Annotated in this window: 21 protein-coding genes; 19 read left to right on the forward strand and 2 right to left on the reverse strand. The window is 68.8% G+C overall.

Annotated elements, in window-relative coordinates; translation table 11 throughout:
• Positions 1 to 3: 3 nt before the first annotated feature.
• From ABNQ40_RS01220 to ABNQ40_RS01280, 13 genes are all read left to right on the forward strand, one after another.
• On the forward strand, positions 4 to 1932 hold the full coding sequence (locus ABNQ40_RS01220; protein ID WP_109051052.1) for a hypothetical protein: 1929 nt from the start codon (positions 4 to 6) through the stop codon (positions 1930 to 1932).
• Complete coding sequence (locus ABNQ40_RS01225; protein ID WP_109051053.1) at positions 1929 to 3998, forward strand: PP2C family protein-serine/threonine phosphatase; 2070 nt, start codon at positions 1929 to 1931, stop codon at positions 3996 to 3998. The genes ABNQ40_RS01220 and ABNQ40_RS01225 overlap by 4 nt, the downstream gene beginning before the upstream one ends.
• Complete coding sequence (locus tag ABNQ40_RS01230) at positions 3995 to 4594, forward strand: lytic transglycosylase domain-containing protein (RefSeq protein ID WP_109051054.1); 600 nt, start codon at positions 3995 to 3997, stop codon at positions 4592 to 4594. Before ABNQ40_RS01225 ends, ABNQ40_RS01230 begins: the two co-directional genes overlap by 4 nt.
• The gene (locus tag ABNQ40_RS01235; RefSeq protein WP_247879939.1) at positions 4591 to 5172 is read left to right on the forward strand and encodes an SPOR domain-containing protein; all 582 of its coding nucleotides are present in this window, start codon (positions 4591 to 4593) and stop codon (positions 5170 to 5172) included. The genes ABNQ40_RS01230 and ABNQ40_RS01235 overlap by 4 nt, the downstream gene beginning before the upstream one ends.
• 256 nt (positions 5173 to 5428) lie before the next feature.
• Positions 5429 to 6235, forward strand: coding sequence for an SPOR domain-containing protein (locus ABNQ40_RS01240; protein ID WP_247879940.1), 807 nt, complete (start codon positions 5429 to 5431; stop codon positions 6233 to 6235).
• Positions 6235 to 6684: a hypothetical protein gene (locus ABNQ40_RS01245; RefSeq protein ID WP_109051057.1), complete on the forward strand. Its 450-nt coding sequence runs from the start codon at positions 6235 to 6237 to the stop codon at positions 6682 to 6684. The genes ABNQ40_RS01240 and ABNQ40_RS01245 overlap by 1 nt, the downstream gene beginning before the upstream one ends.
• A gap of 27 nt (positions 6685 to 6711) precedes the next feature.
• Positions 6712 to 8055: a type VI secretion system baseplate subunit TssK gene (tssK, locus tag ABNQ40_RS01250; protein WP_109051058.1), complete on the forward strand. Its 1344-nt coding sequence runs from the start codon at positions 6712 to 6714 to the stop codon at positions 8053 to 8055.
• Positions 8056 to 8071: 16 nt separating this feature from the next.
• Positions 8072 to 8974 carry a DotU/TssL family secretion system protein gene (locus tag ABNQ40_RS01255; RefSeq protein ID WP_247879941.1) on the forward strand — a complete coding sequence of 301 codons (903 nt, stop codon included), beginning with the start codon at positions 8072 to 8074 and terminating at the stop codon, positions 8972 to 8974.
• 21 nt (positions 8975 to 8995) lie between these two features.
• Positions 8996 to 13243, forward strand: coding sequence for a type VI secretion system protein (locus ABNQ40_RS01260; protein ID WP_109051059.1), 4248 nt, complete (start codon positions 8996 to 8998; stop codon positions 13241 to 13243).
• A gap of 30 nt (positions 13244 to 13273) precedes the next feature.
• Positions 13274 to 14392, forward strand: coding sequence for a type VI secretion system protein TssA (tssA, locus tag ABNQ40_RS01265; protein ID WP_109051060.1), 1119 nt, complete (start codon positions 13274 to 13276; stop codon positions 14390 to 14392).
• A gap of 7 nt (positions 14393 to 14399) precedes the next feature.
• Positions 14400 to 14993, forward strand: coding sequence for a type VI secretion system tube protein Hcp (locus ABNQ40_RS01270; protein WP_109051061.1), 594 nt, complete (start codon positions 14400 to 14402; stop codon positions 14991 to 14993).
• Positions 14990 to 15574, forward strand: a complete 585-nt coding sequence (locus tag ABNQ40_RS01275; protein ID WP_109051062.1) for a TIGR00645 family protein — start codon at positions 14990 to 14992, stop codon at positions 15572 to 15574. Before ABNQ40_RS01270 ends, ABNQ40_RS01275 begins: the two co-directional genes overlap by 4 nt.
• Before the next feature lie 78 nt (positions 15575 to 15652).
• On the forward strand, positions 15653 to 16552 hold the full coding sequence (locus ABNQ40_RS01280; protein ID WP_247879942.1) for a hypothetical protein: 900 nt from the start codon (positions 15653 to 15655) through the stop codon (positions 16550 to 16552).
• Between the two features lie 99 nt (positions 16553 to 16651).
• Here the strand turns inward: ABNQ40_RS01280 and ABNQ40_RS01285 are convergent, their stop codons facing one another.
• Both ABNQ40_RS01285 and ABNQ40_RS01290 read right to left on the reverse strand, forming a co-directional pair.
• On the reverse strand, positions 16652 to 17833 hold the full coding sequence (locus ABNQ40_RS01285; protein ID WP_391345376.1) for a helix-turn-helix domain-containing protein: 1182 nt from the start codon (positions 17831 to 17833) through the stop codon (positions 16652 to 16654).
• A 134-nt stretch (positions 17834 to 17967) separates the two neighbouring features.
• Entirely contained in the window at positions 17968 to 18891 is a 924-nt protein-coding gene (locus ABNQ40_RS01290) for a response regulator (protein ID WP_247879943.1), read from the reverse strand.
• A gap of 523 nt (positions 18892 to 19414) precedes the next feature.
• On the opposite strand from ABNQ40_RS01290, the gene ABNQ40_RS01295 reads away from it, so the two are divergent.
• The 6 genes from ABNQ40_RS01295 (at position 19415) to ABNQ40_RS01320 (ending at position 26125) form a co-directional block, all read left to right on the forward strand.
• Entirely contained in the window at positions 19415 to 20191 is a 777-nt protein-coding gene (locus ABNQ40_RS01295) for a hypothetical protein (protein ID WP_109051066.1), read from the forward strand.
• Positions 20191 to 22191 carry an MFS transporter gene (locus ABNQ40_RS01300; protein ID WP_109051067.1) on the forward strand — a complete coding sequence of 667 codons (2001 nt, stop codon included), beginning with the start codon at positions 20191 to 20193 and terminating at the stop codon, positions 22189 to 22191. The genes ABNQ40_RS01295 and ABNQ40_RS01300 overlap by 1 nt, the downstream gene beginning before the upstream one ends.
• The gene (locus ABNQ40_RS01305; protein ID WP_109051068.1) at positions 22188 to 23255 is read left to right on the forward strand and encodes an ABC transporter substrate-binding protein; all 1068 of its coding nucleotides are present in this window, start codon (positions 22188 to 22190) and stop codon (positions 23253 to 23255) included. The genes ABNQ40_RS01300 and ABNQ40_RS01305 overlap by 4 nt, the downstream gene beginning before the upstream one ends.
• An 88-nt stretch (positions 23256 to 23343) precedes the next feature.
• Positions 23344 to 24054 (forward strand): hypothetical protein, encoded by a 711-nt coding sequence (locus tag ABNQ40_RS01310; RefSeq protein WP_247879944.1) that lies wholly within the window; start codon positions 23344 to 23346, stop codon positions 24052 to 24054.
• A complete protein-coding gene (locus ABNQ40_RS01315; protein ID WP_109051070.1) occupies positions 24051 to 25292 on the forward strand; it encodes an ATP-grasp domain-containing protein in 1242 nt (413 codons plus the stop codon). The genes ABNQ40_RS01310 and ABNQ40_RS01315 overlap by 4 nt, the downstream gene beginning before the upstream one ends.
• 26 nt (positions 25293 to 25318) lie before the next feature.
• A complete protein-coding gene (locus tag ABNQ40_RS01320) occupies positions 25319 to 26125 on the forward strand; it encodes a hypothetical protein (RefSeq protein WP_109051071.1) in 807 nt (268 codons plus the stop codon).
• Positions 26126 to 26324: the final 199 nt, after the last annotated feature.

A 26324-nucleotide genomic window follows, 5' to 3' on the forward strand; every position in this document is an offset into this window, starting at 1 on the left:
CCAATGCTGTTTGGATCCGAGCACCCCGTCCGCCGCTTCGTCCCCCTGCTGGTCGCGGTCGTCGTCATTCCGTGGATCGCCACCCTGGCGGCGGCGCTGGTCGGCGCCGCCAATCTGGCCGACCGCGGCACGGCAACGCGCACCGACATCGTCGGCCAGGCCCTGGTGCAGGACCTCGAAAAGGCGCTCGGCCTCGGGCTGCCGCTCAACCGTCTGGCCGGCATGGACGATTATCTGGAGGAACTCTCCGACATCGTTCCCGAGATCGAGCTGGTGCTGATCGCCGACGCCGATGGGAAGACGCTGTTCCAGAAGGCGACCACCGGCCGGCCGGACCTGTCGGCGCACCTGTCCCCTGCCGAGACCGACTGGTCGGCCTTCCACCTGTCGGTGCAACGCTATCCCCTGCGAACCGGGGCGACGCAGTCCGGCGAGGTGATCCTCGGCCGGAAGGCGCTGGCGCAGCCGGCTAACACCCGGCGCATCCTCATCGATTTCGCGGTGGCGTTGACCATCGCGCTGACGGGTGGGTCGCTGCTTCTCCGCATGCTCGTGCACACGCAGCTGGTCGCTCCGCTCGGCTATGCCAGCGGGCTCGACGCGGTGGTGGCCCGGCGCGTCTATGACCGAATCGCTCCGCCGGTGGATCAAAGTCTGATCGGCGGCCTGCTGGCGGAAATGAACCGGCTGGTGATCGGCGTCAACGACCGCTTCGCCCGTGCGCATGCCTACCTGACCGAAGTGCGCGACCTCAGCTTCAATCCGGATGCGGCGACGGAGGTCGATCCCCTGATCGCCCGCATCGAGCGGCTGGGCCGCTTCTCGCCCGACCGGCTCGCGGCGCTGCCGCCCGTCGCGGGCAACCCGCTGCCGCATGCCGTCGTCTTCTTCGCCGCGGTGGCGCTGTCCATCCTCGCCGGTGTCGCCGCCCAGCGTCTGCCTCTCGACACGGCCCTGGCGGCGACGGCGCTGGGCATCGCCCTGGCGGCCCCCTTCGCGCGCATCGTCGGGCGGTACGGGCTGGCGGTGACGCTCGCCGCGCTGGTGGCCTGGGGCGTGACCACCCTGTCGGACCCCGGCCGCGACCTGCTGCTCGCCGCAGCGGTTCTGGGCGGCATCGGCGCCGGCCTGTCGGTCCAGACCGTCCGCCCGATCCTCGACACGCTCGGCGCCGACCTCGGGGTGTCGGCCACCGGGGGGCTGGTCGCCGGGGCGGGGATTTCCATCCTTTGCACCGCGAGCATCGGCACCGGACCGGTCATGGGCATCGGCGCCCTGTCGGCCGCCATCGGCCTGCTGGTCGCCCTGCGCGTGGAACGCGTCGCGTCGGCGCGCCGGGCTCCCCTGATTCTGCGCCAGATCTTCACCCTCGACCCTTGGTGGAGCGGCGGACGGCCCGCGCCGAAGGGCTGGGCGCTGTGGTTGGTCACCGGCCTTGCCCTGACCTATGCCGCCATGCCGCAGGTGGCCGGCACCCCCGGTGTCCGCCAGGGCGCGGAGTTCATCTGGTTCCACGGCGGTGCCGCGTGGCTGGCGGCAATTGCGGTTGTGGCGCTCTCACCCCGGCCGGCGGCTGCCGTGCTGCTGTCCTTGTCCGCCACCGCCCTGGCGGCCGGCGCGTTGGCGTTGGGGGCCGCCGCGGCCGGGCCGGGCTCGGCGCTGGCCGTCGCCGCGGCGCTCGGTGCCGGGCATGCCGCGCTGGCGGCGAGTGGCGAGAATGGCGGTCTGGTCGCACTGCGCGGAGCGATGGCGCTTCTGGCCGGAATGGGGTTGCCGCTGCTGCTCGGTGGCAATGCCGGCGTCGTCGCGGCCTCGGCCGGGCTGGTGGTGACGGTCGCCCTGCTGCCGCCCATCGCGCTTGCGCTGCGGCGCGTCCTGCTGGACCGCCGGACTGTGCCGGCCGCCGCGGCGGAAGGGAGTGCGGCGGCATGAGGATGGGCATCGTGGGAGCCGGCACTACGGGCGCTGGTTTGGGCGGGCGGATGTTCGTCTTCGCCGCCGGTGCGGTGCTGGCGGTGCTTGCCACGGCGGTCCTGTTCTCCGTGCTGTGGGGCGACCGCACCGCGGAACGCCGTGTGGCGGAGGAGACCCGTGTCGCCCAGCGGCTTTGGGAAAGCCTGATGGAGGAGGAGGCCGTCGTCATGCAGCGGGCGGCGGCCGACCCTCTGCTGGTCGCGGCGATGGACCGCAACAACGGCCAGGCCGCGGCGGCCCGGCTGCCGCTGCTCGGTTTTTCCTCGGCGGCGCTGGTCAACAGCGTCGGGCAGCCGCTGATATCGGTGCCGGCGCCGACCGACATGCGGCTCATCGACGAGCGGCGGGTCGCCCAGGTGCTGGCGCAGAACGATGTCTACACCGGCCTTGTCGTCGTCGGTGGCGCCGTGCAGCACATGGTGGCAGCCCCCTTCGGCGAGGCCCGGCCGGCCGACCGAGTCGTCCTTGCGCTGCGCACCGTGCAGCCGAGCCTCACGGTTCTCGCCCGCGTCCTCGGCGGCTCAGCCTATCTGGTCGACGGCAACGGCGCGCTTTACGACCGTGCCGGGGCCCTGCCCTGGGAGGACATCCAGCCGTCCCTGGGTGGCGGCGGCGGGGACCACGCCAGGGTCCATCGGTCCGGCCGCAGCTTCGAGGTCCGTACCCTTCGCCTCGCCGATCCTGCCGGCGGCAACACGCTGGCGCTGGTCGTGGCGCGCGAATCCACGCTGGAGGACATGGCGACCAGCCTGTTCGACACCAGCGCCATCCTGGTGCTGATGACCGTGCTGGCGGCCAGCCTGTTCGGGCTGGAGTGGTTTTTCCGCCGCTCCCTGGCGCCGATCCATGCATCGCTTTCCGCGCTGTCGGCGTTGGCCGACGGCAACACCAACGTGGCGGTGCTGGGCGCCGAGCGCAACGACGAGGCGGGCCGGCTCGCCCGGACGGTGGAGGTGTTCCGCAACCGCAGCCGCGCCCTGCAGGATGCCGAGGCGCGGCGTGGCCGCCATTGGCTGCGTCAGCAGTCCTTCATCCGCAAGCAGATGCTGCGCATGGCCGAAACCCTGCCCGACCAGGGGCGGGTGGAACTGCTGGGGGATCTGGATCGCATCGAGTCCGTCACCGGCCGTGGCGACGGGGCGGGCGGTGACGGGGCTGGCGGGCTGGCGGTCGCCTTCGAGGTGATGGCCGAGCGCGTGCGCAGCCAGCACGCCGCCCTGGACGGCATGGTCGTGCAGCTTCGCGCCTCGCTCGACACCAAGACCGAACTGGTGGAACTGCAAAAGCAGTTCGAGATCGCCCGCCGCATGCAGGAGGCGATCCTGCCCGCCGGTCTGCCGGCCCGCCCCGATCTGGCGGCGGCCGGCCTGCTGCTGCCGGCGGCGGAGTTCGACGGGAGCTTCTACGACTTCTTCCTGGCCGACGACGACACGCTGGTGATCCTGCTGGGCCAGGTATCGGGTGGCGGTCTGGCCGGCGGTCTGGCCGGCGGCTTCATGACGGTGACCGCCCGCACCGCCGTGCGCGCGCTGGCCTCCGCCGGGCTCGGTCCGGGGGCCTGCCTGACCGGCGCCAACCGCCTGCTCGCCGCCGACAATGCGGCGGGGCTGCGGATCGGGCTGGCGATGGGCGTGGTGACCCTGCGCAATCGCCGCTTCGTCTTCGCCGGTGCCGGCGTGCCGGCCCCGTTCCTGGCCCGTCGCCTGGGCGACGTCGTCGATCTGCCGGTGGCGGAGAACCCGCCGCTTGGGCTGGATGCCGGCCTGACGGTCGCCGAGACCGCATTCGACTTGCCGGTGCCGAGCACGCTGGTTCTGTGCGGCTCGGGGCTGCTCGACGGCACCAACCGGTTCGACGTGCCGTTCGGCCGCACCCACATGGGCGAGGTGCTGAGCGGTCTCGACGATCTTTCGGCCGACAGCACGGTCGCCGCCGTGCAGGCGGCGCTGTTCGAGCATGCCGGCGGCCGCACCGTTCCGATGGCGCGCGACCGCACCTGCCTCGCCGTGCGGGTGCGGGCATGACGCCCGGCATGCTTGTCCGCGCCGCGGCGGCGTTCGCCCTTCTCGGGCTGCTCGCTTTCCCCGCGACCGCGCGGGCGCAGCACCCGTGCGAGAGCTACTTCGCTGCGAACGAGGCGGCCTATGGCATCCCCACCGGCATCCTGCACGCCATCGGCATGACCGAGTCCGGCCGCGGCGGCGCGACCTGGCCCTGGGCGCTCAACCTGGGCGGTGCCCCGGCCTTTCCGGCGAGCCGCGGCGAGGCGCTGGCGCTGATGGGTGACGGGGCGGGGTCGCTGCGCCTCGACATGGCGGTCGGCTGCATGCAGGTGCACACACGCTGGCACGCGCGCGCCTTCCGCTTCGGAGAAGACATTCTGGACCCGGCGACCAATGTCGCCTATGCAGCGGCCTTCCTGCGCCTGCTCTATGACCGCCATGGCACCTGGACCGAGGCGGTGCGCCGTTACCATGCCGGCGCCGGCAACACCCAGGCGCAGGACATCTACCTGTGCCGGGTGCTGGGCTGGCGGGTCCGTCTCGGCTACCAGCGCGAGACCTCGGCGATGGACGGTCTGTGCGCCGCTGCCCGGACCGTCTCGGCGGAGGGGCGATGAAGAAGATCCTCCTCGCCGTGCTGGTCCTGCTGCTGTTGGTGGTGGCGTTCGGCGGCGGTTACTATCTGGCCGGCGGCGGGCTTCCGGGCGTCACCGCCCAAGCCGACAAGGACGCTCCGGCGCCGGCAGGAGGTGCCGCGGGGGCGGCCAACGGCAATGCTCCTGCCGGCGCGCCCGCCAGCGCCCCTGCCGCCGCCCCGGCCGGAGCGAAGACCGCGGACGGGAAGGATGCCAAGGATGCGAAGGGCGCACCGGGGGAAACCCCACCGCCCGACATCCCGGTGAGGCCCGCAGCGGTAGCGGCCAAGGGCGGCACGGTCTACGCCGTCGAACTGGGTGTCTTCCGCTCGCCCGACAATGCGAAAGCCTTTGCCGGCGTGATGCAGGAGCGCGGTCTGCCCGTGTCCATCGTCGAGACGCTCGACGCTGGCGGACGGCCCTGGCTGCGCGTGCGCGCCGGCAGCTTCGCCGACCTGTGGCAGGCCGAGGCGCGCCGGCCGGAGTATGAGCGGGTGGCGGGGATCGGCGGCGTGGTGGTCGGCGAGACATCCCCTGCCGCTCCTGCCGCCCCGCCGTGACCGGCGGCCGTCCGCGATCTGCCGCGGAAGTTGAATGCTCCACATTGGATGTATGCCTCAACCCCGCGGAAACGCATGGGATGCGGACTTTCGCCCATGCCGGAAATAGGCCTTCGGGACAGCGTCCCGTCCACCCCTGCGGACTACGCCAGAACGAACCAGACAGAGGGCGTGATTCCGGCGGCTTGATGCTTCAATTGCCACGATCCGGGCCGACGGGCTCTCGGAACAGGATTTCGCTCGGGATGCGATGGCGATGACGACGATTACGCTGGGGCGGGGACAGGTGGCCGGGCTGGCCATCGGCGTTGTCGTGCTCATGGTTGTCGCCGTGCTGCTGGGCGTCGGGATCGCCGTGGCGACGATGGGGCCGGTGCCGGCCACGCAGGTCGCCGCCGGCCCCATCGTCGCCACGGCGGGTGCCGCGCCTGCCGCCGCACCGGCCGGCGAAGGGCGGTTTGCCGGCGTCGCCGACACCGTCGGTATGAGCGCCATCTCGCGCCGCTTCGAGACCGAACAGGCGGTCAAGGCCACCGCCGACCGCGCCGCGGACACCGTCTCGGGCGTGACGGAGTCTGTGCTGGACCCGGTCGCCCACGGCACGCTCGCCGCCGCCGGCCGCTTCCTTCCCTCCTGGATGGCCGCTCCGATGGCCAAGTCGGTGAACCGTGCCTCCTTCCAGGCGCGCAGCAAGCTGTCCTACGGCGTCGAGAACAGCGTCGAGGAGCGTCTCTTCAACGGGCTCGATCAGGTGTCCGGGCAAGGGCAAGGGGGGCAAGGGGCGAAGGCGGGAGACCCAGCCCCCGTCCGCAGCTTCGCGGTCGAGCTGGGCCGCTTCGCCAACCAGGCCAATGCCGAGAGCTTCGCCGATGCCGCCGGTCAGCGGGGCGTTTCCGCCGCCGTGTCCTACGCGCCCGACGGCGGGGCCACGACGCCCTACGCCGTGCGCAGCGGCCGTTTCGCCACCACCGACGAGGCGACCGCCGCCGCGGACGCCATCAAGCGGTCCAGCGGCGTCGCCGGAACCGTCGTCACCCTTGCTGAGCCGGGAGGACGGTCCTGATGTCCCTTCGACGTTCCCATGCTGCCCTCGCCTTCCCCCTGGCCCTTCTTCTGCTTCTCGGCGCCTGTGCCGACAAGCCGGCGGCCTGGCTGAACACCGTGTCGTTCACCGTGGCACCCGCCGCCAACGACAGCACGCCGGTCGCCATCGACGTGGTGTCGATCCGCGACAAGGCTCTGGTCGATCAGCTCGCCGCCCTCACCGCCGCCGACTGGTTCGCCAAGCGCGAGCAGTACCGGCGCGACCACCCCTCGACCCTGGACATCGCGAGTTGGGAGCTGGTGCCCGGCCAGAAGCTCGACGCCCAGCTTCCGTCGGACCGCGAGGCGGCCTGGGCGATCCTCGTCTACGCCAACTACGCCACCCCCGGACCGCACCGCCTGCGCGTGCCCGACACGCGCACGCTTTCCCTTTCCGTCGGCGACAAGGATGTCGAACTTGCTCCCTGACGTTTCCGCCATTCACCGGAGGCCGGCATGACCGAGGCACGCGACATTCCCGAGGCCATCGCCTGGCACGACGGCATGCTGCTGGCCCCGCAGCATTTCCAGCAACAGGCCCTGCGCAACGAGCGGCTGCTGACCTACCACGCCGGCCATGCCCGTCCCTTCCACTGGGGCGTCGTGCATTTCCAGGTGGACCGCGTCAATCTGGTATCCGGTCTGGTGCGCATCCGCGAGCTGGAGGCGATCATGCCCGACGGGCTGATCGTCCATCATGCCGGCGACAGCACCGAGCCGCTGGAGGTGGACATCTCCGCCTATGCCGACCCGGTCGGCCAGACGCAGATCACCATCCATCTGGTGATCCCGCAGGCATTGGCGGACCGGGCCCCCGGTCCCGGCGAGATTTCCCGCTTCCTCTCGGTGGAGGGGCGTCCGGTCCCCGACCTCAACGGCGGCGAGGAGGTGGCCATCGCCCGCCTGCGCCCGCGCCTGGGACTGTTCGCCACCACCGGTCCGAACCAGAAGCCGCCGCAGAAATTCGTGTCGATGCCGGTGGCCCAGGCGACCTTCCGCAACGACGCCTTCGTTCTGACCGACTTCGTGCCGCCGACGCTGTCGGTGACCGCCAACTCGGCGCTCGGCCGCCTGGGCGGCGAGATCGTGCGGCGCGTGCGCGAGAAGGCGCTGTTCCTGGCCGAACGCTCCGGCGTCGGCACCGGCAACGCCGCCACCGAGCTGGCCGACGCGGCCCGCACGGAAATCCGCAGCCTCGTCACCGGACTGCCGCCGCTGGAGGCGCAGCTCGCCGTCGGCGTCTGCCATCCCTTCGATGTCTATCTGTCGCTGTGCACGCTGGCCGGCCATCTCTCGGCCTTCGCCAACGGCGCCGTGCCGGCCAAGCTGTCGCGCTACGACCACGACGACCCGATGTCGGCCTATGGCGAGGTTCGCGACTTCATCCTGCGCATGATCGACCGCGTCAAGGAGGGCGTCGCCCGCATCCCCTTCACCTTCGAGGCCGGGATGTTCGGTCTGGTGATGGAGGAGGCCTGGCTGAAGGGCCGTCTGGTCATCGGCGTGCGCGGCCCGGCCGCCGCGACCGTGGGCGAGGTCGCGGCCTGGATGGAGAACTGCATCGTCGCCTCCCATTCCAAGCTGGAGACGCTCTCCGGCCTGCGGGTGAAGGGAGCCGACCGCATCGCGCTCGACGACAGCGGCGAATCCGGCGTCGCCGCACCGCGCGGCGTCGTGCCGTTCGAGGTGGTGGTGGACCCTCGCTACATCGTTCCCGGCGAGCGGCTGGAAATCTGGAACCCCGACAGCATCGGCAGCCGCTTCAGGCCCGCCGAGATCACGCTGTTCGTCAGGGCCTGAGCTGAGGATTGGCACGATGCTTCACCGCCGGGATCTGGTCGATCACTTCCTCGCCTTCGCCCGCGAGATCCAGCAGCACCGTGCGGCGATCCGCGCCGGCCGCCCGGCTGCCGCTGCTGCCGCCGGTTCCGGGGCGGAGGCGACCGAAAGCCTGCCGGCCTTCCTGAACGAGGACGTGCTCGCGCTGTCGGCCATGCATGCGCCCGCCGGCTTCGCGACCCGGCCGGGGATCGGCGGGGTAGGGGGGACGCCGGCGCTGTCCCTCGAACCCGATGCGGAGATCGTCATCCGCCGCCTCCAGGACTTTCTGGAAGCCCAGGCGGCGCAGGTCGCGCGCACCGGCACCGAACTGATGATCAGCCAGTACCGCGAGGCGCAATACGCCATGGCGGCGCTCGCCGACGACCTGTTCATCCACGACGTGGAGTGGAACGGGCGGGAAGTCTGGCGTTCCGCGCTGCTGGAGCAGGCGCTGTTCCGCACCCGGCTTGCCGGCGAGCGCGTCTTCGACCGCATGGAGGCGCTGCTGGCCAGCAACGACCGCCGGCTGTCGCAGCTCGCCGCCGTGTACCTGCTGCTGTTGGGGCTGGGCTTCAAGGGCCGTTACCGCGAGCCCGGCGGTGCCGTGCAGCTGCGCAGCATCTCCGCCCGCCTTTTCGAATTCATCGCCGGACGCGAGTCCGAGCTTGCCCCCGGCCTGCTGCCGGCCGGGCGCACGCTGATCCCGTCCGCCTACGCCCACACCATGACCGACGGGCAGATGCGCACGCTGGCGCGCGGCGTCCGCTGGCCGGTGGTGCTGGCCGCCCTGGCCGGGGCGTGGCTGGTCGTCGGTCAGGCGATGTGGTGGGTGACGACCGCGAACCTGTCGAGTGCGGCGGACGCGGTGATGCAGGCGTCCGTCCGCGTGACGCGCTGAGCCGGGGCGGGGAGAGAGACCATGGATATTCTCGGCACCGTCCTGACGGGCATCGCGCAGAACCAGCTGTGGTTCTTCGCAGCACTTCTGCTGGTCGTCCTCGTCATCATCGCCGTCATGGCGGTGATCCTGCTGCGCGCCGGCCGCCGGCCGGCCGAGCCGCCGCCGGAGGTCAAGGCCCTGCCGGCGCCCGAGAGCGCCGACCCCGCCGGGGCGCCTGCATCGGGAGTGCCCGCGGCGTTGCCCATCGTCGGCGGGCGCGACCTCCGCCGGCTGTTCCGCGAAGGGCTCGCCGCCTATCGCGAAACCCTGTCGCGCAACGTCTATCTGGTGCCGTGGTACCTGCGCACCGGCGTCGTTCCCGGTGACGACGGCGGCCTGCTGACCTGCGCCGAGGAGGTGCGGCCGTCGGTCGAGTCCAAGGACCGGCCCTTCGGCTTCCACTGGCGCTTCTACGACCGGGCGGTGGTGATCGACATCGACGACGCGCGGGTGGCGTGGAAGGGCGTGCTCGACCAGCTCGCCCGCCACCGCGTCATGATGCCGGCCGATGGCGTGATCCTGACCATCCCGCTGGAGGAGCTCGAGGACGTCCGCCGCGCCGCCGCGCGCGGCACCGAGCTTTACGCCCGCCTGTGGGAGATCCAGCGCACGCTCGGGCTTGCGCTGCCGGTCTATGTGGTGGTCACCGGCTGCGACGCCATTCCCGGCTTCCCGCTGCTGGCCGATGCGCTGCCCGAGCCCCTGCGCGACGGCATGCTCGGCTGGTCGTCGCCCTACGCGCTGGAGACGGTGTTCACCCCGGACGTCGTCGGCGAGGCGCTCCAGTCCGTCGCCGCCGGCATGCTGGCCCTCCAGCTCGAAGTCTTCGGCGCGGCAGCGCGGGAGGACGGGGCGCAGATCGTGGCGCTGACCGACCGGCTGACCGGGACGGAGGCGGCCCTGCGCGCCATGCTCGGCACGGCTTTCAAGCGCACCGCCTATCAGGAAACGCTGTATGTCCGCGGCCTGTATTTCGTCGGCCGGACGGCGCCGGAGACGCCGGCCGTCTTCGGCCGCGACCTGCTGAACCGCAAGATCTTCCCCGAGGCTGGGCTGCCCAAGCCGACCCGCGCCTTCGCCGCAACGCGAACTCTGCGCCGCCATGCCTGGCCGGTCGGCACCGCCGTCGCCTCCGCCGCCGCGATCCTGCTGCTATGGATGGGTGTGCACCGGGTGAACACGCTGTCGGACCAGCTGGTGCCGATCCTGTCGGACATCCCGGCGAACCTCCAGCAGCTCTCCGACCAGCGCGCCGCCAATCAGGCCGGCGCGCCCCTGCCGCCGACCTATGCCGATGCCGCTGCGCGGTTCGTCCAGGGCATGGCGACCCTGCCGCAGGATCCGCCGTTCAACCCGCTGCCGGCCGCCTGGATCAGCGGCGTGCCCGACGAGGTGTCCCGCGCGCTGGCGGTCGGCTATCGCCGGCTGACGCTGGCGACCATGCGCGACGTCGCCGAAGACCGGCTGCGCCGGCTGGCCCGCGACCCGCTCCGCGTCCAGATCGGTGCCGGCGAATTCGACCGCCTGCGCGCCTTCGCCGCCGAGGTGGGCATCGCCGAAGGACTGGCCAGGGCCTACAACACCGTCGATTCCCGCGACGCCAACATGCCGCTCGACGAGGCGCTGGAATTCTCGCTGGGTTCCGCCGGGGCGCGCGGCTTCTCCGCAAGGCTGCATGGCTGGAGCGTTGACGTGCCGCCGTCGGGCGGCGCCGTCCCGGCCCCCGGTCCCGGCGCGCAGCGGCCGATCGACCTGTCCGCCTTTCGCGGTGACGTGACGCGCCGCTTCCGCCAGTTTGCCGACGCCTATCTGCGCGAACTCGCCATGAGCGGCCTCGCCGTGGCCCGCCTGTCGGTCGCCGCCAACGAGCTTGAACTGCTCGCCGGGGGAGCCCGCACCGGCGCCGATGCCGCGACCTCCTACGCCGAGGTGCTGGGAAGCCTGGACGAGGCCGCGCGCGGCCTGAACATGGAGCGCGGCGCCTGGATCGGCACCGATGGACCGGTGCTGCCGCCCGAGTTCGACACCCTTCTCACCCGCCTGGAGAAGTCGGAGCTGTTCGGCCCCGGCTTGCGCGCCGACATCATGGAACTGGCCCAGCGCCGCTATGACGAGGCCGGATCGGGTGGAAAGTCGCTGGACTCGGTGATCGGCCGGCTGCTGGTCCAGGGCTCCAACGGCGCCCCGCGTCTCTCGCCCACGGCCGAAAGCCTCCGCCAGACCCTCACGGTCTGGTCGGCACGACGCTTCATGCGCTCCGGCGAGGCGTCGGGCACGGCAGCGGCTCCGACCAACCGCGCCGGCTGGGACCGTGCGGCTTTGGAGACGATCCCGCCATTGCTGGAAGATTACCTGCTGTTCGATGCCAAGGAGGTGCCGCAGGCCCCGCAGATCCTGCGCGCCTCGATGCGCGCCGCGGCGCAGCACCAGCTCCGCCGCGGTGTCGAACAGGTTCTTGCCCGCGCCCTGTCCGGCACGCCTGCCGGCGGGACCATCGACCGTGCCGGCGGGCTGACACAGCTTCGGGAGTCTGCGCGCTCGCTGCGCCTCGCCTTCCCGGTGCTGGCCGAGACGATGCAGAGCTTCCGGCAGATCGGCCTCGCCACGCCGGCCGACGCCATCCGCGACATCGTCGCGCGGCAGGCCAACGCCGTGCTCGCCCAGGCCGACCGCATGCTGGAGGAAGACCAGCTCTACCGCCCCGATGCGCGGTCGCTGAACGCCTGGATCGACGGGCCGCTGGTTCCCGCCCAGCTGTTCGGCCAGCAGAGCCCGACGGCGCTGGCCCTCTATCTCGGCAATGCGCGGCAGGAGGTGATGGCGCTGACCCGTGAGGTCGCGGCTCCGGTGGTCGAAATCCTGGAGAAGCCCGTCATGGGCGGTGGCGCGGCCTCCGGTCTCTCGGCCAAATGGTCGCGCATCGTCGCCGAATTCGACCGCTATGAGGGCGGCCGTCCGAACAGCACGCTGGCCGCCCTGGAGAAGTTCGTCACCACCGACGTGGCCGCCATCGACGCCACCAACTGTTGGGATAAGGCGCAGCTCGACCCGCAGGCCGGCGATTTCTTCGCCAGCCGCCTGAACGAGCTGAAACAGTCCATCGCCGACCGCTGCCGCCTGATGGTCGACCAGCGCGTCTATCTGGGCTATGCCGAGCTTGCGACCGCCTTCAACGTCTCGCTGGCCGGCCGCTTCCCGTTCGGTCCGGTCGGCGACAGCCAGGCCGACGTCGCCATGGTGCGGGCCTTCTATGACGCCTTCGACGCGCGCCAGGGCTATGTGATCGAGGGGTTGCGCCGTTCGACCCGCCTCGGCACCGCCGGTCACGACGCCCTGCGCTTCATGGAAACGATGGCGTTGGCGAAGCCGGCGCTGACGGCCGCCACCGTCACCGACCAGTCCGGCGGACTGCTGCTCGACCCGACCTTCCGCGTCAACCGTGGCCGCGAGGCCGGCGGCACCAACATCATCGAGTGGAAGCTGTCCACCCCGGCCGGCACCATCGCCAACATCGGTGCGCGCTCGCCCTTGCGCTGGTACCCCGGCGACCGCGTTGCTGTCTCGCTGCGCTGGGCCAAGGACGGCAAGCTGGTGCCGGTCGCGGGCGTCGGTGCATCCTCCAGCGTGGACGAAGCCACGCTGACCTTCGCCTATGAGGGTCCGTGGGCGCTGTTCGCGCTGGTGCGCCAGCACAATGCCGCGCAGCGCGACCGCCCCACCAACGCCGATACGGTCCTCCTGTTCGAGGCGCAGACCAGGCCCGTGTCGGCCGCCAGGGACGGCGAGGGCAGGGAGGTCGAGGACAAGGCCGGACGCGATGCGCCGGTCTCCCTCAGCCCGACCCCGCGTCCCGGCACGCCGGGTCTGCCCTCCGTGCCCGAAGCGAAACGGCCGGACACGCGGGTCTTCATGGCGCTGGGCGCCAAGCGGACCGTCGTGACCGACGGCAAGCCGCCGCGCGACGAGAAGGTGGCGCTGCCCGAGCTTCCGTCGTCGGCGCCGCTGCTGGCGTCGGCCGGCGCCATGCCGCGGCCGGGCTTCCCGCCGGCCTTCCCGCCGAGCTTTCCCCCAAGCTCTTCAGGGACACCTCCGGCGGGGCTGACGGGCTTCCCCTCGGCCGGCTTCGGCGGTCAGCCGGTCAACCCGACCGACCGCGCCTTCTTCGACCTCCAGGCGCCGCCGGGCGTGCCGCCGCTGCTGCGGCCGGCCAACCAGCGCGTCTACTGACGTGTCAACGAACGGATCCCAGTCAACGCCATGACCGACACGCAGACCGCCGAACGCCCTCTCATCGACGTCGAACGGATTCTCATGCCGATCCCGGGAGATCTCCCGGCCGGCGAGGACATCCGCTACGAGCCCGAGTTCGACGCGCTGGTCGAGGCCCGGCGCATGGACGACGACACCGACAAGGGGATCTGGCAGACCGACGACGTCAAGCGGGCCGACTGGAAGGGCGTCGCGGCCGGCGCCACCGATCTGCTGGCGACCCGCTCGAAGGATCTCCAGATCGCCGTCTGGCTGGTCCAGGCGCTGGTGCAGCAGCATGGGCCGTCCGCCATCGCGCCGGGCCTGTCGATGCTCGCCAGCCTTGCCGAAACATTCTGGGACGGGCTCTACCCGCGCATCGACGAAGACGGCGACATGGAGGCGCGCTTCGCGCCCCTGTCGTGGCTGGATGAACGGCTGGCCCGCGATCTGCTGGCGATGCCCATCGCGCTGCCGGAACAGGGCGCCAAGTCGGGACTCCGGCTTCAGGACTGGCAGAATGCCCAGCGCCTGCGCAAGCTGGCCGGCCGCGATGCCCGTGCCTACAAGGCCGCCATCGCCGAAGGCGAGGTGCCGGTGGAGCGCATCGTCAAGGATGTCGAGAAGACGCCTTCGGAGTTCTACGTCGCCCAGCGTGAAAGCCTGAAAGCGGCAGAGGCGGCGGCGCATGGGCTGGGCGCGGTGCTGGACCGGCTCGCCGGCCGCAACGCTCCCGCCCTCTCCCGCATGAAGCGCACGGTCGAGGAGCTGTGCCGGTTCCAGGAGGATGTCTTGCGCAAACGCGGTGTCGCTCTCGAACCGGCGGCACCCGTGGCCGCGCCCGAAGACGCTGCGACCGGCGATGCCGACGCGGCGCCCGATGCCGTGGCCCGTCCGGCCGGTGCCGGCTGGACCGGCGGTCCGCGCAACCGGGAGGAAGCCTACGGAATGCTCCGGCAGATCGCCGACTTTCTGGAAAAGGAGGAGCCGCACAGCCCGACCTCCTATCTGGTGCGCCGCGCGGCCTCCTGGGGTCAGCTCTCGTTGCCGGAACTCTATGCAGACCTGCTCGGCGACCGCGGCGAGGTCGGGCGGATGTTCTCCGTGCTGCGCTTGAAGGACGAGTGACCCCGCGATGCGCATTCTTCTCAAATATCCCGGCATTGCCGGCGATTCGCTGCTCCAGGGCTACAGCAACCTGATCTTCTGCTCGAAGTTCGACATGAAGACCGGCTCCAACGACGCCGGATCCCTGGAATATGGCTCGGCGGTCGAGGACGACGACTACGACGTCTACGGCATCGCGGCGATGCATGACAATTACAGCAATGTGAAGCCGCAGGCGAAGCGGCGCACCGTCGGCATCGACAGCATCGACCTCAGCAAATCCATCGACATGGCTTCGCCGTTGCTGCTGAAGGCGGCGTTCGCCGACCCCGTGCCGGGCGCCGAAGCCACGATCTACTTCCTGCGGCCGATGGACACGCAGGTGTCGGCCAGCCAATCGGACATCGACGGCGGCAAGATCAGCTTCGACAAGTTCATGACCATCGTGCTGACCGATGTCCACGTCACGTCCTACACGGTCTCCGCCAATGGCAGCGGCGACAACAGCGGCGACGAGACGATCTCGCTGTCCTTCACCAAACTCAACATGACTTACGTCCATTACAAGAACGGCCAGCCGCAGAACGTTCCGGCTGAAATCAAGGTGGCAAAGAAAGAATGACCCACGCTCATATTACTCCGGCGGAACTCCCGACCGGCACCCCCATCCGGGGCCCCCGCGGACCGGCGAAGCAGGTCGAACATCTGCTCGAACAGGCGATGTTCCAGAGCCGCTGGCTGCTGGCGCCGCTTTACCTCGGGCTGGTCGGCGCGCTCGGCATGATCGGCTGGTGCTTCGCGGTCGAGTTCGTTCACGCCTTTCCGAAGCTGGCCAGCGGCAACGAGTCCGAGGTCATCCTTGTCGTCCTGGCTCTGGTCGATCTGACCATGGTCGGCAACCTCGTGCTGATGGTGATCTTCAGCGGCTACGAGAACTTCGTGTCCAAGATCGACGTGGCCGGCCATTCGGACCGTCCGGAATGGATGGGGAAGCTCGATTTCAGCGCCCTGAAGGTGAAGCTGATCGCCTCCATCGTGGCGATCTCGTCGATCCAGGTGCTGAAGACCTTCATGCATGTCGGAACGGTGTCCGACCGCGACCTGATGTGGCTGGTGGCAATCCATTGCACCTTCGTGGTCTCGGGTCTGCTGCTCGCGCTGATGGATTACATGGTCAAGAAGAGCCACGCGCTCGAACACTAACCGGGCCGGAAAGGGGGGCTTGAGATGTTTAGGAACCTGCTGGCGCTCGCGCTTCTGCTATTCACGGGTCTTTCCGCCATGACGGCGGACGAAGCGCGTGCCGAGCCGCAGAAGGTGGTCGTGGGGACTTACATCAACCAGATCACCGGACTGAACCTGAAGGAAAAGCAGGTGACCGTGGATTTCTATGTCTGGTTCCGCTGGGATGCCGACGACATCAATCCGCTCGACTCCTTCGAGGTGATGAACGGCACCATCAGCTCGAAGGAGCCGACCCCGCTGCGCAAGATCAAGGACCAGAATTATATCTCGGCCCGTGTCCATGCCGTGCTCAACCAGGCGTGGGACATCAGCCGTTTCCCGTTGGACAAGCAGTCGATCCGCATCGAGATCGAGGACAACGACCGCACCGTCGAAAATCTGGTCTATGTCGCCGATACCGAGAACACCGAGGTCAATCCCGACATCGACATTGCCGGCTACAACGTGAGCAAGACCACGGCCGGCATCATGGAGAAGACGTACCGAACCAACTACGGCGACATCTCCCTGCCGAAGGCGCACGAGTCGCGCTTCTCGCGCTTCGTGCAGGAGGTGCAGATCGACAGGCCGAACACGGTCTATTATTTCAAGACCTTCTCGACCATCTTCATTTCGTGCCTGGTCGCCTTCCTGGCCTTCCTGGTCAAGCCGGTCGATCTCGACCCCCGCTTCGGTCTCGGCATCGGTGCGCTGTTCGCGGTGGTGGCCAGCTACTTCATCGTCGCCGGCGAACTTCCACACAGCACGGGCTTCACCCTGTCCGACAAGATCAACATGGCGTCGATGGGGCTGATCTTCCTCAGCCTGTTGCAGAGTTCGGTGTCGCTGATGATCTACGAGCGGGACGCGGCGAAGGCCGTCAGGCTCGACCGCATCTCGGTCATCGTCTTCCCGATCGCCTACGTGATTCTCTGCGCCTGGATCACGGTGGGGTAAGGCCCCCGCCGCTCAAGGCGGGCGGCGGGCGGCGGGCGGGGAGGCCGCAATGGGGCGGGCCTCCCTCCATCAACGCCGCCAGTATTAAAGTCTCCAGTATCAACGCCGCCAGAACAGCAGTCCCTTGCGCTTCTTGGGCGGTTCGGGTTCCGGCTCGGGCTCCGGTTCCGGTTCCTTGGCTTCGGGCTCCTCGTCGAAGGAGAAGGCGTCGGCACTGACCGTCGGGGTGTCGTCGGCTTCGTCCTCGAAGGCCTTGAACGGGTCCTCGTCTTCAGCCGTCTCACTCTCGGCTGTCACGTCCTCCGGATCGTCCGCAGCCCCGGCCGTGCTTTGCTCCGTTTCGGACGAATCCTCCTCGGTGTCGAAGACAGCGAACGGATCGTCGGAACCGAAGGGATCCTCTTCGCCGGGTTCCTTTTCCTTCTCTTCCTCGTCGAAGCTGAAGGGATCCTTGCCGCTTTCCGTCTCCGTGTCGCTGCTGGAACCGAACGGATCCTCCGCAGCTGTTTCAGCATCGTCATCGTCGCCGAAGCTGAACGGGTCTTTCCCGCTTTCGTCATCGCCGAAGCTGAAGGGATCGGAGCTGCCCCCCGCTTCGTCGTCATCGCCGAAGCTGAACGGGTTTTCGTCCGACGCGGCCTCGTCGTCATCGGTGGCCGACGACCCGCCGGACGCCCGCATTTCCTCTTTGAATTGCTCCAGTTCTGCGCGGAAGCGCTCCTCCGCCTCGGACCAGCGCGCACGTTCGACTTCGAGCGCCTCCAGCAATTCCTCCTCGCGGGCACGCGCCTTGGCGCGCTCCTCGTCGAGGGCACGGATCAGTTCGTCCTGGCGGTCGATCATCGTCTCGTGACGCTCGTCGAGCGTGGCGATGACCTCGCGGACATACTGCTCGAACGCCTGGAACTGAAGGGCGAGGACATCCCGGTCGTCGTCCGCGGCGGCGGCGGCCCGGGCGGCGGCGGCCTTGGCGGCCTTCCCCTTGGGGGCCGGTGCGGGCGTTTCCGCCGGGGCGGATGTCGATTTTGAAACAGAAGCGACCCGGGCAGCCTGCTGTGCCGGGCCGTCGCCGAGCCAGCGCGCCACCAGGATGTAGGAGACCTGCAACTCCTCGGATATCCGCCGATAGCTCCAGCCCTGCGCCCGCAGCCGCTCGGCCATCTTCTGGCGGTCCATCTCATCGCGCGAGGTCGGGGCTTGGTCGGGGATTCTGCGGCCAACGTCGCCGGCCTGATCGGCCGAGGACAGCACGATCAATTCCTTGAATTTCCGATCGCTCATTCAGCCCCCGCGGCCACGCGCTTCAAGATTGTCCGGCCTTTCCGAGTGTCGCGGGTTTGCATCGCGGTTGTCGATGCCCAAACAGTCCTCATTGGTGCGGTTTGCGGACCGGCGGAAGGGTCCGCTTCAGGCCGTCAATTGAACGGAGGCGGATTGATGGACTGGATGTGCTCGATGTAGCGGGACATGGCGGCGATCCCCTCTTCGGTCAGTTCGACGAAGACCCGCCGGCCGTCCTGATCGTCCGCCACCCGGCGGATCAGGCCGCAGCCCTTGAGGTTGGAGATGCGGCGCAAGGCGGTCGTCTGGGCAACGCCGGAGGCCATGCACAGCGAGGATACCGAGATCCGCTTGCCCAGCAGGTGGTTGGTCATCAGATCCAGCAGCATGGCCCAGCAGGGATCCTCGAACAGATCCTTCGGGAAAAACTTGTCGCGGGACGCCTGCCACTGCTGGAGCGCACGAAGCGCGCGCAACCGCTCATGGTCCGATTCGGGGCGGATCGGAACGGGCTTCTTCGCCTTGGTCATTGGGACGACGCTGATCGTCGGCGCAGGAGGCGCCGCCGTTGCGGCGAAGGCGTGCGGGGTGGCCGAGTTTTGCCGTTCGCGCAGTGCCTTCACGGCGGCGATCATCGCCATTCCGTGCCGGTAGGCCTCATCGAGCGCGGCGTCGTGGGGCGGGGCCTCGCGCGTGGTCTGGCTCACGGACAGCGCCCGCACCAGGGCACCGTGCAGCCGGCCGAAATCCTCCGGATCGTCCACGAAGTCGGCCACCTTAAGGTGCATCGCCCGCACCACGTCACCAACCTGGGCGCCGGACGCCAGGATGATGAACTGGACGGAACGGCTGCCGATGGAGGACTGCATGCGTTCGACCAGCGCCAGCCCGTCGAAATGCGGCATCACCATCTGGACGACGACGACACCGATGGAGGAGTCGGCCTCCAGCGTGTCGAGCGCCTGGACGATGTCGCTGGTCACCTGGATGCGGTGACCGTTGCGCAGGAAACTCTCCCGCACGCGGTCGGCCGCGGGAAGGTTCTGACCGACGACCAATATGGAAGGACCCGGCGCAACAAGCTCCGTGCTGGTCTCTACCGGTCGGATCGGCCACGTCAACGGTCGCTCGATTTCGATCCGCATCATCCTACCCTCTGGGTTGCGATGTAGCTATGCCCATAGTAGGTACCACAATGGACCGCGGCATGAAAAGAAGTGATGTAGCACGTTTGGGCGTAAACTTCCGAGACACGCCGAATTAGCGGGAACAATGCTGTGACACGACTCGCACTTATTCGGTAGATCGACGCAATTACCCCGCAACTGTCATGTTACAGCTTAGAAATATTAGATTGTTCTTGAAGGAAGCGAAGCTATCGCTCAGATTGTGGTAATATTACTTAGGTCGTAAGCGCACAAAATGAATGCCCGCCTCGACCACTGCACGCCGGACGCGTCCACTCTGGACCCGTCTCGTCCGCGAGGCCGGTTGATTTGGGTTAAGGTCGGCTGAAACCGAGCTTCAGGCTGGGCAGAAGAATCTGCGATCAGCCATCTGCGATCAGCCAAGCGACCGATAATGCGATTGACCCTGTCGACCAAGATCATGCTCCTGCTTCAGGTGGCGCTGTGCTTCGCGCTCGCCTCCACCGCGGTGCTCTCGTATCTCAAAATGGAGCGCATGGTGGAGGAGACGGTTGCTTCGCGCTTCCGGGTCGTTGCCCATGGGTTGTCAAGCGAGGTCGAAGGCGCGGTGAGCCTCGGCGTGGCGCTGAACGCGTTGCGCAACCTCGACGAGATGATCCAGCGCGCCCTGGTGCGTGACCTCCAGATCACTGGGCTGATGCTGTTCAACGACAGGGGCGAGGTGCTGGGCGCTGCCGGCGGCAGTGCGGTCCGGGGCACGCTGCCCGACAGTTGGCTAGCGGCCTTCCACCGCGACGGCAAAACCGACCGGGGAGCGAAGATCGTCGATGGCGGTTCCCAGGTTCTGCTGCTCAGCATCGGCAACGCCTATGGCGGCGTGGCCGGCGGCGTCGCGCTGACCTATTCCCTGGACGCCTTGCGCGCGGGCATCCGCGGCACGATTCCGGAACTGGCGATCTCCGGTGCGATCAACCTCGCCACCTGCTACGTCATCAGCCTGATCGTCGTCTGGCTGGTGATGCGGCGGCTTCAGCGGTCCCTGCGGGAGGCGGCGGTCATCGTCGAGGCCGCGACCGACGGCGGGCGGCCGGTCGTTCCGCCGGAGATCGCGGCGTTCGCTCCGGGACTTGCCGGTTTCGTGGACCGCGTGTCCGCGCGACGCCGGCAAGGCATGGACGAGCGCAAGGCGGCGCCGGTGGAGGTCGCCTGATGGAACTCACCTTCATCAAGCGGCTGAACTGGCTGCTCACCGGCCTCGTGTCGGTTCTCATGCTGGTCAGCCTCGTCGTCCAGACCTCTCATTTCAACACGCTTTTCCGTCCCCAGGCGGAGCCGGAGCTGGCGCGCAAGGCTGAGGTCGTCGGCAGCTACATCGTCGCGCAGATCGACCGGGCGGTGTCGCTGGGCTTCGAGGTGGAGAAGCTCAACGGGGTCGACGAAATCCTCGCCGACGCCCTCGCGGTCAATCCGGACGTCAACTACATCGCGCTGATGGTCGGCGACCGGATCGCCGCGTTCGCCGGCGCCCCGGATGCACGTGCCGGAGATATGCTGGCGGCGCGCGACGCCGACGGCGCGGTGGCCGGGCGTTACATCGATGCCGCATTGACCGTCGGCGGCGGTGTGCCGGCGCTCCTGCATGTCGGCGTTCCTGCCGGTTCGGTGGAAGCGGCGCTCAACGACATCGTCTTCGATCTCGGGTCGGTGCTGATCGTCGCCATTCTCCTGAACATCGAAATCCTGCTCCTCGTGGTCGGCAGTTCGGTGACGGCACCGCTTCAGCGGGTGGGCGACGTTCTCAAGGAGGGTGCCGAGGGCAGGCTGAACCTGCGGACCGGCCTGCGAGGACGCGACGAGGTGGGGCATCTGGGCCGTGCCATAGACCGCGCGCTCGACGTCATGCGCGGTACCGACAGCGCCGCCCCGCAGCAGCAGGGTGCAAATGCGGCCGAGGCCCCTGCCGCCGGCGACCGCATCGTGACGATGCAGAGGATCAGCGAGCTGCGTTTCGCCATCTTCGTCTTCGCCCTGGCGGAGGAACTGACCCGCACCTTCCTGTCCGTCTATATCAAGGACCTCTTCGAGCCGGTGCCCGGTCTGAGCAAGGAGCTGGTGATCGGGGCGCCCATCGCGCTGTTCATGCTGCTCTGGGCCGTCGCCCAGCCGATTGCCGGCAACGTGTCGGAGCGCCGGGGCCGCCGCACCGTTTTCCTTGCCGGCGCGGTGTTCTCCGCGCTTGGGCTGCTGGGCTCCGGCCTGGCGACGGATCTCATCCAGCTCATCGTCGCCCGGTGCCTGACCGCGGTCGGGTACGCCAGCGTCTTCATCGCCGCGCAGGGCTTCGTCATCGACGCCACCGACCCGCGCCGACGCGCCGGCGCCATCGCGCTCTATGCCGGCGGCATCCTGACGGCCGGCGTCTGCGGTCCGGCCATCGGCGGTGTCGTCGCCGACCAGATCGGCTTCCGCATGACCTTCATCGTCTCCGCGACGCTGGCTCTGGCGGCGGCCTTGATGGCGTGGCACCTCCTGCCCAGGCATGTCGACAGCGGCAAGGCCAAGACCCGTGGGCTGAGGCTGCGCGACGTCGGCGTTTGCCTGACCAATCCGCGCTTCGTCGCCGTGACCCTGTTCAGCGCCGTGCCGGCGAAGTTCGGTTTGACCGCCCTGCTGTTCTTCCTGCTGCCGCTGGCGCTGGACGACAGCGGCGTCAGCCAGTCGTGGATCGGCCGCGTGCTTCTGCTCTATTGGCTGATGATGATCGTGGCGTCGCCGCTGGTGGCGCACCTGTCGGACCGTTCGGGGCGGAGAACCCCGTTCCTGGCGATCGGCGGCGTGATCGCCGCGGGTGCCGCCTATGTGCTGGCGAACTCCGGGACGCTGCCGATGACCATCACCGGCGTCGCCCTGCTCGGCTTTGCCCATGCGCTGGTCAACACCCCGCAGATGGCGCTGCTGGCCGAATCCTGCGTGCGTGAGCGTTCCACGCTCGGCGAGACCACGGTGATCGGCATGTTCCGGCTGATCGAGCGCATGGGGTCGGTGGTCGCACCGTTCCTGGCCGGCCTGTTTCTCGCCTATTACGGCTACCACGGCGCCATGAAGGGCATCGGCATCGTGCTGGCCGCCTGTGTCGCCGCCCAGCTTCTCCTGCTGGCCGCCACCGGCGGGCGGCCCTCCGCTGACCTCCCCCAGAAGGACCCGGCATGACCTCCGTGACCCGACGCTCGCTGCTCCTCGGCTCCGCCGGCGCGCTCCTGGCATCCGGCCCGGCCGCGGCCGCCATGACGGGTGCTCCGGCGGGAGCCCCGGTGCCCAATCCGGCAACGGCCGGGCGTGGCAACCGGCCCGCCAATATCATCGTGCTGACTCCGCGCAAGGATGTCGGCGACGTGCTCGGATTCCGCGATCTGCTCGAATCCATGGGCATGCAGGCGAAGATCGACGTGCGCGAGGTGCAGCAGGCGTCCGCGGTGGCCGGCATGCTGCCGGACATCCGCGCCGCCCGCCCCGACCTCGTGCTCACCGTGTTCACGCCGCTGACGCTGGCGACCGTCGGCCGCTACGACGATCCCGATCCGTCGAAGTTCCTGACCGATGTGCCGGTGGTCTTCACCTCCGTCACCGACCCGGTCGCCTCGCGCATCGTCCGCTCGCTGGAGCAGCCTGGCCGGGCGGTGACCGGCACCCGCCACATCGCCCCGGTGGCGGTCCAGCTGAAGACGATGCTGGCCTACCGGCGCTGGAAGAAGATCGCGGCGGTCTATAACCCCGCCGAAGAGAACATGGTCGTCGCCGTCCGCGACTTGAAGGAGGAGGCGGCCCGCCAGGGGGTGGAGATCATCGACGGCGCGGTTCCCCGCGATGGAGCCGGCAGGCCGAATCCCGACGCCATTCCCGACGTCATCCGGGACGTGGCGCGGGCCGGGGCGGAACTGGTCTACATCGGTCCGGACACGCTGGTGGCCTCGAACAACAGCCAGGCGGTGGCCGACGCGGCTCTGGCCAACAATGTCGCCACCTTCTGTTCCACCGAACTGCCGATCCGCCGCTCCGGCCTGCTGATGGGATTGGTGAGCCCAGCGGTCAACGTCGGCCGCTTCGCCGGGCTGAAGGCCTACGACATCCTGAACGGAGCCAAGCCGGCCGCCGCGATACCGGTGGAGACGCTGAACCGCTTCTCCCTGCTGCTGCGCATCAACACCGCCAAGCGCCTCGACCTTTATCCGCCGATGCGCCTGCTCAACATTGCCGAAATCGTCAAGGATGCCTGACATGCCGGTCGTGTCCTCTCCGTTACAGAGTCTCCATCAAGGCATTCTGAGCCTGTGGAACGGACAGCCTTCCGGTATTCCCTACCGCTTGCGTTTTCTCAACGCCGACGATCTTCCGGCGCTGGAGGAGTTCCGCGCCTTCATCTTCGGCAGCCTTCCGGACATCGACGCCTATTTCCCGGAAACCCCGGAATTCTCCGGCCTGCATATGGCCGAGCGCGGCGTCACGCTCGGCCTGGAGACGCAGGGCGCGCCGGGCGGCGACCGCCTCATCGGCTGCGCCGTTCTCGGCCTGCCGCAACCGGGGATGCCGGCCTTCGCCGATGACCTGCCGGGCGGAGGCCCCGATGTGACGGCCACCGCCCACATGTCGAGCTGCATGGTGCACACCGACTTCCGGGGCAACGGGCTCCAGCGCCTTCTGGTGACCATGCGCACGCTGTACGCCCTGGGAGCCGGCCGTCCGCACCTGCTGAGCCGGGTGGCGCTGTCCAACCCGGTCAGCCTCTCCAACATGCTGGCGTCCGGCTTCACCGCCCGCCGCATCCTGGTGATGCACAGCGGCCGGCTGCGCTACCTGCTGCACCGCGACATGCAGGCGCCGCCGCCGGCCTTCGAGCCCGGAACCGACCGTGCCCTGCGCGTCGCGGACCATGCGGCGCAGAACGCCGCCTTCGAGGCGGGGCTGGTCGGGCGCACCGTCACCTTCTGCGGCGACGAGCCCTTCATGATCTACGCCCGCCCGGCTGCCGCCGCCCGCCGAGCGGCCGCTCCTGCCGAACTGGAGGCCATCCCATGAAGACAGCGATCGTCGTCGACCCCTACTCGACCGGACATCTGCTCGCTCCGCGGCTGCGTGCGCGCGGTTACCGTGTGATCGCGGTGCAGAGCAGTCCCGACCTCGCGCCCTCGCTGCTTCTCAGCTACGTTCCCGGCGATTTCGACGAGCTGGTCCTGTTCGACGGCGACGTCCCGGCCCTGGCCGAGCGGATGCACGCGCACAGCCCCTCCTTCGTGCTGCCCGGCAACGAGTCCGCCGTGGAACTGGCCGATGCGCTCGGCGCGGCGCTGGGCACGCCGGGCAACACGCCCAAGCTGACGGCGGCGCGTCGCAACAAATACATGATGATCGAGCGGCTGGGTGCCGCCGGCCTGCTGACGGCCCGGCAGACCATGGTGGAGTCGGGTGCGGAGGCGGTGGAATGGGCGGCAGGCGCCGGCTGGCCGGTGGTCGCCAAGCCGCTCGACAGCGCCTCCACCGACCATGTCTATTTCTGCGACGGCGCTCCGGCGCTGCGCGAGGCCGTGGAGTCGATCCTCTCCAGCCGCAATTTCTGCGGCACGCCCAACCGGCGGGCCCTGGTGCAGACCTATCTCGACGGCGACGAGTATGTGGTCAACACGGTGAGCCGCAATGGCCGCCACTATGTCTGCGACGTGCTGCAGTCGGCCAAGCGCACGCTGAACGGCTCGCCCTTCGTTTACGACTATTACCGCCTGCTGCCGCCGGACGACGAGCGGTCCGTCCAGCTCATGTCCTACATCCGGCGCACGCTCGACGCGCTGGAGATCACCGACGGCGCCGCCCATGCCGAAGTGCGGCTGACCTCCCGCGGGCCGGCGCTGGTGGAGATCGCCGCCCGTGCCATGGGACCGGCGGGCTCGACCACGGCGATAGGTCACGGCACCGGCCACGATCAGGTGGATCTGCTGGTCGAGGCTTTCGACGGCGGGGTCTGCCCCGGTGGTCCCGATGGTCATTACCGCTTCCTGGCCGACGCCATGGTGCTTTACCTGCCGGTGCTGGTTTCCGGCCGTGTGGAGGCGCTCCCCGACCTCGGCGTGCTGGACCGGTTCGAGAGCGTCCGCGGCTACGGCATCGTGCCGCGCGTCGGTGCCCGGATCGTCCCGACGCTCGACCTGACACAAGTGCTGGCGAAAGTTTATCTCTCCCATGCCGACCGGGCGGTGTTCGAACGCGATTGGGCGGCGATCCGTGAAATGGAAGAGAGCCTGCAACCGGTCGTAACCCCCTGAAGCAACCGCCCCGCGAGGAGGACTAGATGGCGCACACTCCGTACGATCAGCAGTGGGATAAGGCCAAGAAAGAGTTCGAGGCTCTCACCGGCAAGCATAAGCCGAAGGAGAGCAAGGGCATTTTCAATGCCTTCGGCAGCCACACCGGCCTGTCCGGTTCGCTGAAGAAGTGCGAGAAGGCGCTCACCGCCTGCGACACCGCCAACTCGACCGACGTCAAGGAAGGCAAGAAGGTCGTCGCCGCGTTCCTGGCCGCGTCGAAGGATTTCTCCAAGGCCAAGAAGGGCTATCTTGAAGTTCTTCAGAAGGAAATCTACGCCGAGTTCGACAAGCGTACGGAAAAGGACTTCAAGACGAACTACGAGAAGGCGTTGAAGTTCCTGGTCAAGGAGCTTGCGGCGCTGGAAGCCACCATCGAGTCCGCGGTGGCGATGTACACCCAGAAGTTCAACGAGGCGGAGAAGGATTTGTCCGTCGAGCAGAAGATGCTCAAGAACTGGGAAAAGAACATCAACGGCGCGCTGGCCCGTGCCGCGGCCGGCGTTGCCAAGGTCAAGGCCAAGCCGACGGCGGAAACCTACAACGAGCTGTTCCCGACGCTGGCCCGCGACATCACCATGCAACTGGTGTTCGCGCGCAAGATCGAAGGCCTGCTGGCCGATCCCGACTTCTTCAAGAAGAAGCTGGATCCCTGGGCGAACCAGAGCAACGCCAACGAGCCGGTCAAGGTGCCGGCGGATGCCACGCCGAAGGTGATCCTCGACCATATGAAGGAGTTTTCGGCGGCCTGCAAAGGCGTTGTCCAACTCGTCAACTCGCGCACGAGCGCCTGATCAGCCGCCCGATCCGCCACCGGTTCGACGCCGGATGGTGCCTGCGCAGGTCGGAGCAGGGCGGGCAAGGACGCCCGCCCGGTCCGACGGATGCCGGTCACCGGACGGAAAAACCGTGTGGGGCGGAAAGGCGTCCTTCATGGAACGGCGGCCGTGGTCCATAGAAGGGCGAAAATTTAACGAACAACAATCGTAAAAT

It is taken from the genome of Azospirillum sp. A23 (genome assembly GCF_042938965.1).
GTDB lineage: Bacteria > Pseudomonadota > Alphaproteobacteria > Azospirillales > Azospirillaceae > Azospirillum > Azospirillum melinis.